Raw genomic sequence first — 8,054 nt, 5'->3', positions numbered from 1 at the left:
AAATCAGTTAACTACGCCAGTTTTGTGGTAATCCTGCGATTACTTTTGTCTAGCAACAAGTCGCACTTAATCCAGGCGTCGATACCTTTTCAGGATTATCTGACAGCTTAATGGTATCAACAAGCTCCCCGTTTTCACCTTCAATTGATACAAGTTTATAAACTGCGCCAAGCGCAGGCTGATCATATGAAGTAATCAGCTTTGTGCCGATACCCCAGCCGTCAATTTTAGCTCCTTGTGCTTTCAAATCCATGATGCTATGTTCATCTAAACCATTTGAAGCAAAAATGCGCGCGTTTTGAAACCCTGCTTCATCTAGCATCCGTCGTGCTTCTTGAGATAAATAAGGAAGCTTTCCGCTATCTAAGCGAATACCTACAAAATTAATGCGATCCCCCATCTCTTTAGCAACGCGAATCGCATTTGGAATTCCTGACTTGAGGGTATTGTACGTATCAACAAGGAAAATGCAGTTTTGATGAGATTCCGCATATTTTTTAAACGCAGTATATTCATCACGGTACACCTGTACCAGCGCATGAGCATGCGTTCCAGAGATTGGAATACCAAACACTTTTCCTGCTCGCACATTGCTAGTGGCATCAAACCCTCCAATATAAGCTGCTCGCGCTCCATATAACGCTGCATCAAGCTCGTGAGCTCTCCTTGCTCCAAATTCCATCAAACGATTATCACTTTGCTCATACACCGCATCTTCTCCAGCTGCTAAGCGAATTCGGGAAGCCTTGGTTGCAATTAATGGGTGAAAGTTTAAAATGTTTAAAAGCGGTGTTTCAATAAGCTGTGCTTCTCCTAACGGTGCATCCACTTGAAGAATAGGTTCATTCGCAAAAATCATTTCACCTTCTACCACCGATTTAACGTTACCCGTAAAACGAATTCCTTTTAAATAATCAATAAATTCATCTTCATAGTGCAGCTCGCTGGATAAATAATCGAGATCACTTTCTGAAAATCGAAAATTCGCGATGAAATCAATCATTCGTTCTAGTCCTGCAAAGACTGCGTAGCCATTATCAAAAGGCATTCGACGAAACGAAGCTTCAAATACAGACCTGCGTTTATGAATTCCATCTTTCCAATATGTATTGGCCATATTTAGCTCATACAAATCTGTATGTAAAGCTAAGCTATCGTCAGCATATCGCCTGCTCATCATTCGTACCCCCAACAATTTTTACAATTCCATTATATTTGTGTAAACCTCTTTACAATAGAGTAAGTATAATACATTCCCTCATTTAAATAAATAAACAGATACTAGAAAAGCAAATTTTCTAGAGAGGATTTCTTATCACTTTTATACTTTGTCCATTAAATGTGCTACAATAGTGAATTGGTTTAAGATTATGTTAAATAAAGGAGCCTTTTTACATGAACATTGTTGTCAGTACATTGAATGCCAAATACATTCACACATCTTTGGCCCTTCGATGTTTAAAAGCATACGCAGAACCTGACTATCACGTTGAGATGGCTGAATATACGATTAAAGATCCAGCGATGAATATCGTGACGGATTTATATAAGCGCAATCCTGATATCATTGGATTTAGCTGCTATATTTGGAACATTGAAGAAACGATTACAGTCGCACAAATGTTAAAAAAAATTAACCCTAACCTAACGATTATTTTCGGTGGACCGGAAGTAACATATGATATTCCGTACTGGCTAGACCGTATCCCAGAAGCTGATTTCATTGTAATTGGTGAAGGAGAAGAAACGTTCAAGCAGCTCTTAGATGAGCTTCATGGAAACCGTCAGTTTGAAAACGTCAGCGGTGTTGCATTTAGACAAGATGGGAAACACGTAGTGAATCCACAGCGCAATAAAATTGATCTTCGCGAAATGCCTTCACCGTTCCGGTTTGAAGAGGATCGCAATTCTTTATCTAAGCGTGTTGTCTATATTGAAACAAGTCGCGGCTGTCCGTTTAGCTGTCAGTTCTGCTTATCTTCTATTGAAGTAGGCGTGCGCTACTTTGACCGCGAGAAAATCAAAGATGACATTCGCTATCTAATGGATAACGGTGCTAAAACCATCAAATTTGTGGACCGCACATTCAACATTAGCCGCAGCTATGCTATGGAAATGTTTCAGTTCTTAATTGACGAGCACAAGCCTGGTACTGTTTTCCAATTCGAGATTACGGCTGACATCATGCGTCCAGAAGTTATTCAGTTTTTAAATGACCATGCACCAGCTGGACTCTTCCGCTTTGAAATTGGTGTCCAGTCGACAAACGATGCTGTAAACGAGCTTGTAAAGCGTAAGCAAAACTTCACAAAGCTTACTCGTACCGTTACGATGGTCAAAGATGGCGGTAAAATCGATCAGCACTTAGACTTAATTGCAGGCCTTCCTGATGAAGACTACCATTCGTTTAAAACCACGTTTAATGACGTATTTGCTCTGCGTCCAGAAGAGCTTCAGCTCGGGTTTTTAAAGATGCTTCGTGGAACAGGTTTACGCCTTAGTGCGCAGCGTTACAACTATCAGTTTATGGACCAGTCACCGTATGAAATTCTAAGTAATAACGTTCTGCCGTTTTCTGATGTTGTTCGTATTAAGCACGTTGAGGATATCTTAGAGAAATTCTGGAATGATCACCGCATGGACGAGACGATTGAGTTCCTGGTCCAGAACTGTTACGAAACGCCATTTGATTTCTTCCAAAACTTTGGTACTTTCTGGGATGAGATGGGCTGGGCACGTATTGGACACCAGCTTGAAGATTTGTTTAAACGCTTAAAACAATATATTGAAACAGAAAGCTTTAAAAACGAAGCAATCATTGAAGGCTTCATGAAGATTGACTATTTATTCAATCAAAAACACAAGCCTCGCAAACCTTGGTGGGATGATAAGTTAGATAAGCAAGTTCGTTCTCATTACTATCAGCAAATACTTGCAAAGCCAACGGTATTAGGCGATGACTTTGTCGATGAAAACCTAACGGAAAAAGAGCTTTATAAGCACACTGTTCTTGAGCTGCTTCCATTTGATTATGCATACTACAAAAACACTGGAAAAATTGTAGAAAAGCAGTCTTTAATTTTATTCTACTATGATCAAAAAGCCAACGAGACGAAACTGTTTACCTCTCCTGTTGAAGCCTTTGATTTGCCAGTAGTGAGCTAATCGGAAAAGACCTCGATACGCGTATCGAGGTCTTTTTTTAACAGTTCTTTTTTTGCTTTTTCTTATGTTTTTTCTCAGCTTTTGCAATTTCAGCCATCTCTAAAAACTTAGCTGCGTTTGGATCACCCATTTCAGGTCCAAACTCCTCTTGTAAAAGTTGTGTTTGCTTTTCTTTCGAGTGGGCAAGGTGTCTATGATCTTTTTTCGTCATTTGCTTTGTCCTTGCTTTCCGTGCTTTGAATTACGGTTTGCTGCTTTATATGTGTCTTCTCCGCCATATTCAGCTGAAAATTCTGTATCGGGTAAGCTTTCTTTTGGCGTTTGATTATTTTTTTGTGCTGGATTATGTGCTACTTTACGTTTTGCCATTGTAATAACCTCCTCATAAGATTATAAGCATTTGCTCTATACTAGCTTGTGCAAGTGCATAGATCTTATAAGCAGTAAAACCTGTCAAAACGCTTAATGAATTACCCAATAATAATGCGTTCTTTTGGATAATGATAGTCTGGTTCTGTTTTTGGACGACGAAGCATTAGAATAAATACGAGCATTCCAATTCGACCGATAAACATCAGAATAATAATGAGTATTTTCCCTACATCTGATAAGCCACTCGTGATTCCCATTGATAAGCCTGTCGTTCCAAAGGCTGAACACACTTCAAAAATAATCTCTGTTAAAGAAAACGACTCTGTGATTGTTAAAATAATAACAGAAGTGGAGCAGATAATAATGGCAAACATAGACACAGCTACAGATTTAGTAATATCATCTTCATGAATTTCTCGTCTAAAAATCTTTATTGTTTTACTTCCTCTTGCATAATAAAACAAAAATAAAATATTTAGAGCAAACGTGGTCGTCCGAATCCCTCCACCGACGGAGCTTGGAGATGCTCCAATGAACATCATGGCACTCATGATAAGCAGCGTCGGTAGCGTAAATTCACTAACATCCATCGTGGCTACTCCACCACTTCGGGTTGCGGCTGATTGAAAAAAGGCATAGAAGAATGCTTCATGCCAAGACTTCCCTGCCATAAACGCATTCTGTTCTAAAAGCAAAATTAACAAAGTTCCAACAGCTAACAAGGCTAAGAACATAATAGACGTTAATTTTGCAAAAAGAGAAAACTGAAACTTACGCTTTTCTTTACGCTTTAAAAAGAAGTGCTTAACTTCAATTAGAACTGGAAAACCAATTGCTCCTAGCGTAATTAAGAGCACCGTCACGACTTGAACAAAATAGTCGTTAGCATATGGAACAAACGAAGCTCCAGTTATATCAAACCCAGCGTTTGTTGTCGCACTAATAGATGAAAAAAAACCATGTAAAAATGCTTCTTTCCAATCTAAATAATATTGATGAAAGTGAAGCGTTAATACCAATGCACCAATTGCCTCAATGGCAAAAATAAGAAGCAGTACATTTCTCATTAAATTAACGAGTCCAGATAATTTGGACTGATTATGATCCATCATAATTAATTGTCGTTCTTTTAAGCCAATCTTTTTTCCAATTAAAAGCCAAATAAATGTACTTAGTGTCATAACACCGATTCCACCTATTTGAAAAATAAATGCTAAAATAAAATATCCGAATGTGCTAAACGTCTCAGCTGTTGAAACGGGCGTGAGGCCTGTTACGCTTACCGCGCTAACAGCAATAAATAAACGGTTAATTAAATCTAGCTCCACCCCTGGCTTTAATGCTGCTGGAATGCTTAAAAGTAAAAAACCAACCGTCACAGCCGTCAAATAAAAGCCGACAATAATTTGTGCTGAGGACATTTGCCTAATTCGATGTTTCCAATTTCGACGCATGATAGACATTCCTTTTTTTATAATACATAATAGCTTTCCCTTTTTTTGAACTTTTCTTCCTTATGTATTATTTTCTTTTACTCACTAAAAGAAGAGATAGCTTTATTTAGTATAAAAGAACAAGTGACCGTTGTCATTACCAAACAGGAATTTCAGTATAAAAAGTTCTTTTTCCCATTAATAATAAAAGCTGTACGTGCAGGAAAACCACTACACGTACAGCTTTTATTCTAGCTACATTTCGCTTATTAAAAAGTTTTACTTTGAACGTTTTTGTAGCCAATCACCAATTGTTGGGTACGTTTCTTTAACCGCTTTTGGACCAAATACAACTGAAACGTGTCCTGTTTGAAGAAGCTTATATTCTTTATCTTTGCTTGAAACAGCATCCATTAACGCAGCAACTTGATGAGGCATTGCAATGTGATCTCTGCTTGCAGCAATGTTAAGAATATTAGCCTTAATATTTTTTAAATCAACCTTTTGTCCACGAATATCTAGCTCGCCATTAATCAGCTTATTTTGCTGATAAAAATCTCGAATCCACTGACGATATGCTTCACCTGGGAACGGAATGCCATCGGCTACCCACTTTTGCATAAGCTTCCAGCTTTCAACAAAGCGTTGATTTTCTGAACGATCAACTAGCGTTACGTAAGGACCGTAGAAATTTGTAATTGGCTTTAGCATTTTATTACCAAAGTCAATCATTTCAGGTGGAATGTTACCTAGCGTATCGACGGCTTTATCTAAGTTAAAGTAGCGTTCATCTAGAAATGCGCCGTATAAACCAGTGTCTGAAAAATCAAACGGACTTGTCATAAAGATCAAGTTTTTAATTGGCAATTCATCATGTAAAGCCGCAAAGGCTGCCGTCATCGTACCACCCATACAATAACCTAACACGGACAAGTTAGGTGCTTTTGAGTGACGCAGTACTTTTTTTGCAGCGCGCGGAATGTAGTCCATGATATAATCATCCAATTTCATACCGCTATCTTCTACGCCAGGCGTACCCCAATCCAACAGGTACACATCAAAGCCACGCTCTAATAAATATTCCACTAGGCTATTGCCAGGTGTTAAATCGAGAATATATGGTTTATTGATAAGAGCATATACAAGTAAAATTGGCGTCTTGTGTAGTTTTTCTTGAGTTGGAGTGTAACGATATAGCTTCGCTTTATTCTTTTTCCAAATCACTTCTTTTGGCGTCAATCCTACCTCTGGCTCTGCTTCCGTTGTGACAATTTCATAAGCACGCTTAAAGCGTCGAGCTGAGCTTTTATATTCGCTAGGCATTGATTTGATTAACTTTTCCCATTCTTGGATATATGGAGTTGCCATGAAAACATCCACCTTTCTTTTTAATCATGAGCGAAAAAGCACAGCCCCGACAAAACGTCAGGGCTACTTTTATATGAACGAACAATTACATGTATAAGCCACCGTTAATGTTTAGTTGTTGACCTGTGATATAAGCTCCGTCTTTAACTAAGTACACAACGCCACGTGCAATTTCATTTACTTGACCAAAGCGGCGCTTTGGAATTTTCGCAACAATATTAGCACGTACTTCTTCTGGAATTGCCATTACCATTTCAGTTTCAATAAAACCAGGGCAGATAGCATTAACCGTTACGTTTGTTTTTGCTAACTCAAGTGCCAGCGACTTTGTGAAGCCTACCATACCAGCTTTTGCAGCTGCATAGTTTGTTTGACCGAACCCGCCTGCTTGACCGATAATAGATGAAATGTTAATGATGCGGCCTGCTTCTGCTTCTACTAAGTCACCTAAAGCAGCAGAAGTTGTGTTATACACACTATGTAAATTAACATCAATCACTTTCTTCCAATCTTCTTCTCCAAGCTTTTTGAAAGAACGATCGCGCGTAATACCAGCGTTATTTACTAAGATATCAAGCTGGCCAAACGCTGCTTTTGTTTCTTCAACAAGGTGTTTAGCTTGATCTGCATACGATACGTCCGCTTGAACAGCAATCGCTGAACCGCCGTTTTCTCTAATTTCATTGACAATAGCTTCTGCAGATTCTTTACTACTGTTATAGTTTACAGCTACCTTAACACCTTGTGATGCTAATTCACGTGTAATAGCCGCTCCAATTCCTTTAGATCCACCTGTTACGATTGCTACTTTACCTTGTAATTCTGTCATCAAAAATCCCCCCTGGCCTCATCAATTGTAATTGTTCTACATAAACAGTAGTATGATGTGTTTACTTGTCCCCTTGTCTTACTTTTGAGCCGGTTGCTCGCTCGGCTTTTCTACTTTTACTTGCTCCAACAGCTCGGCTTTTAGCTGTTCACCTTGCTCTTGAATTTGCTCTTGAATTAACTCTTGCAGCACAGCTTGCGTATCCTGCTGCTCTTCAAGCAGTGACAATACCTTATCTAGCTTTTTGTCTAACGACTTTACATCTGACTTCAGCTTAGTGACTTCACGCTTGAAAGCTGGACTATCTTGCTTGTCTTCAAGATCATCGAAACGATCTTCTAACGCCTCTACCTTTTCCTCTACATTAATAACAAGTGAAGCTACGTTTGCTACATCTTCCTTTGTTGGAATGTTGACCTGTTGAAAATAGCGCCCTGTTACTTCGTTAATAGCTTGTTGATACTGAAGGTTCATGTTCAGAACGTTTCCCATCATTTGTGAGAACTCTTCTCTGTTCATATTGTCTCCAATAACTTTTCCCCAGTAAGACTCAGTTTTGTCATATACGTCTTTCCATGCTTGAAACGGATCTAACATCTTTTGCTGTTCCAATTTTCCATCTCCTTTCCACGTAATTAAAAGTGATGGCTCTCAATATGCTCATGACGAAAACGCATGTGGACATATTAGGAAGCACGAAGTAAACGCAATCATTATCATCAATAAGAACGCTTACTATTGTTTAATTTGTTTTCTACTTGCGCCAACAAAATGTAAAAGTGTTAAAAATATCTTACGTATACTATTATAGAGTTGTTTGATACGATAAACAATTCCCAATATTTGATTATTTTTGAAAAGTTTTGACAGAAAGTGTCGAAACCTTT

At 38.5% G+C, this 8,054-nt stretch carries 6 protein-coding genes and 2 pseudogenes; 1 reads left to right on the top strand and 7 read right to left on the bottom strand.

Annotated elements, in window-relative coordinates:
• Positions 1 to 67: 67 nt before the first annotated feature.
• Positions 68 to 1,177 (bottom strand): annotated as a pseudogene (locus AC1UFB_RS11835) (nicotinate phosphoribosyltransferase); the annotation flags it as partial.
• Between the two features lie 218 nt (positions 1,178 to 1,395).
• Between AC1UFB_RS11835 and AC1UFB_RS11830 the strand changes: the two are divergent.
• Positions 1,396 to 3,165 carry a B12-binding domain-containing radical SAM protein gene (locus tag AC1UFB_RS11830; RefSeq protein ID WP_482589302.1) on the top strand — a complete coding sequence of 590 codons (1,770 nt, stop codon included), beginning with the start codon at positions 1,396 to 1,398 and terminating at the stop codon, positions 3,163 to 3,165.
• A gap of 37 nt (positions 3,166 to 3,202) precedes the next feature.
• On the opposite strand, the gene AC1UFB_RS11825 is transcribed toward AC1UFB_RS11830, so the two are convergent.
• The 6 genes and pseudogenes from AC1UFB_RS11825 to phaR form a co-directional block, all read right to left on the bottom strand.
• Positions 3,203 to 3,376, bottom strand: coding sequence for a hypothetical protein (locus tag AC1UFB_RS11825; protein ID WP_167556157.1), 174 nt, complete (start codon positions 3,374 to 3,376; stop codon positions 3,203 to 3,205).
• Positions 3,373 to 3,534, bottom strand: coding sequence for a hypothetical protein (locus AC1UFB_RS11820; RefSeq protein ID WP_167556158.1), 162 nt, complete (start codon positions 3,532 to 3,534; stop codon positions 3,373 to 3,375). Before AC1UFB_RS11820 ends, AC1UFB_RS11825 begins: the two co-directional genes overlap by 4 nt.
• A gap of 101 nt (positions 3,535 to 3,635) precedes the next feature.
• A pseudogene (locus AC1UFB_RS11815) lies at positions 3,636 to 5,021 on the bottom strand (TrkH family potassium uptake protein); the annotation flags it as partial.
• Positions 5,022 to 5,249: 228 nt separating this feature from the next.
• The gene (locus AC1UFB_RS11810; protein WP_025909636.1) at positions 5,250 to 6,338 is read right to left on the bottom strand and encodes a class III poly(R)-hydroxyalkanoic acid synthase subunit PhaC; all 1,089 of its coding nucleotides are present in this window, start codon (positions 6,336 to 6,338) and stop codon (positions 5,250 to 5,252) included.
• Between the two features lie 85 nt (positions 6,339 to 6,423).
• A complete protein-coding gene (locus AC1UFB_RS11805; protein ID WP_025909637.1) occupies positions 6,424 to 7,167 on the bottom strand; it encodes a 3-oxoacyl-ACP reductase in 744 nt (247 codons plus the stop codon).
• Positions 7,168 to 7,245: 78 nt separating this feature from the next.
• A complete protein-coding gene (phaR, locus tag AC1UFB_RS11800; RefSeq protein WP_025909638.1) occupies positions 7,246 to 7,779 on the bottom strand; it encodes a polyhydroxyalkanoic acid synthase subunit PhaR in 534 nt (177 codons plus the stop codon).
• Positions 7,780 to 8,054: the final 275 nt, after the last annotated feature.

Source organism: Priestia sp. KCTC 13724, from assembly GCF_056820425.1.
Note: the sequence above shows the minus strand (reverse complement) of the source record. Positions and strands in the feature narration are given on the sequence as shown.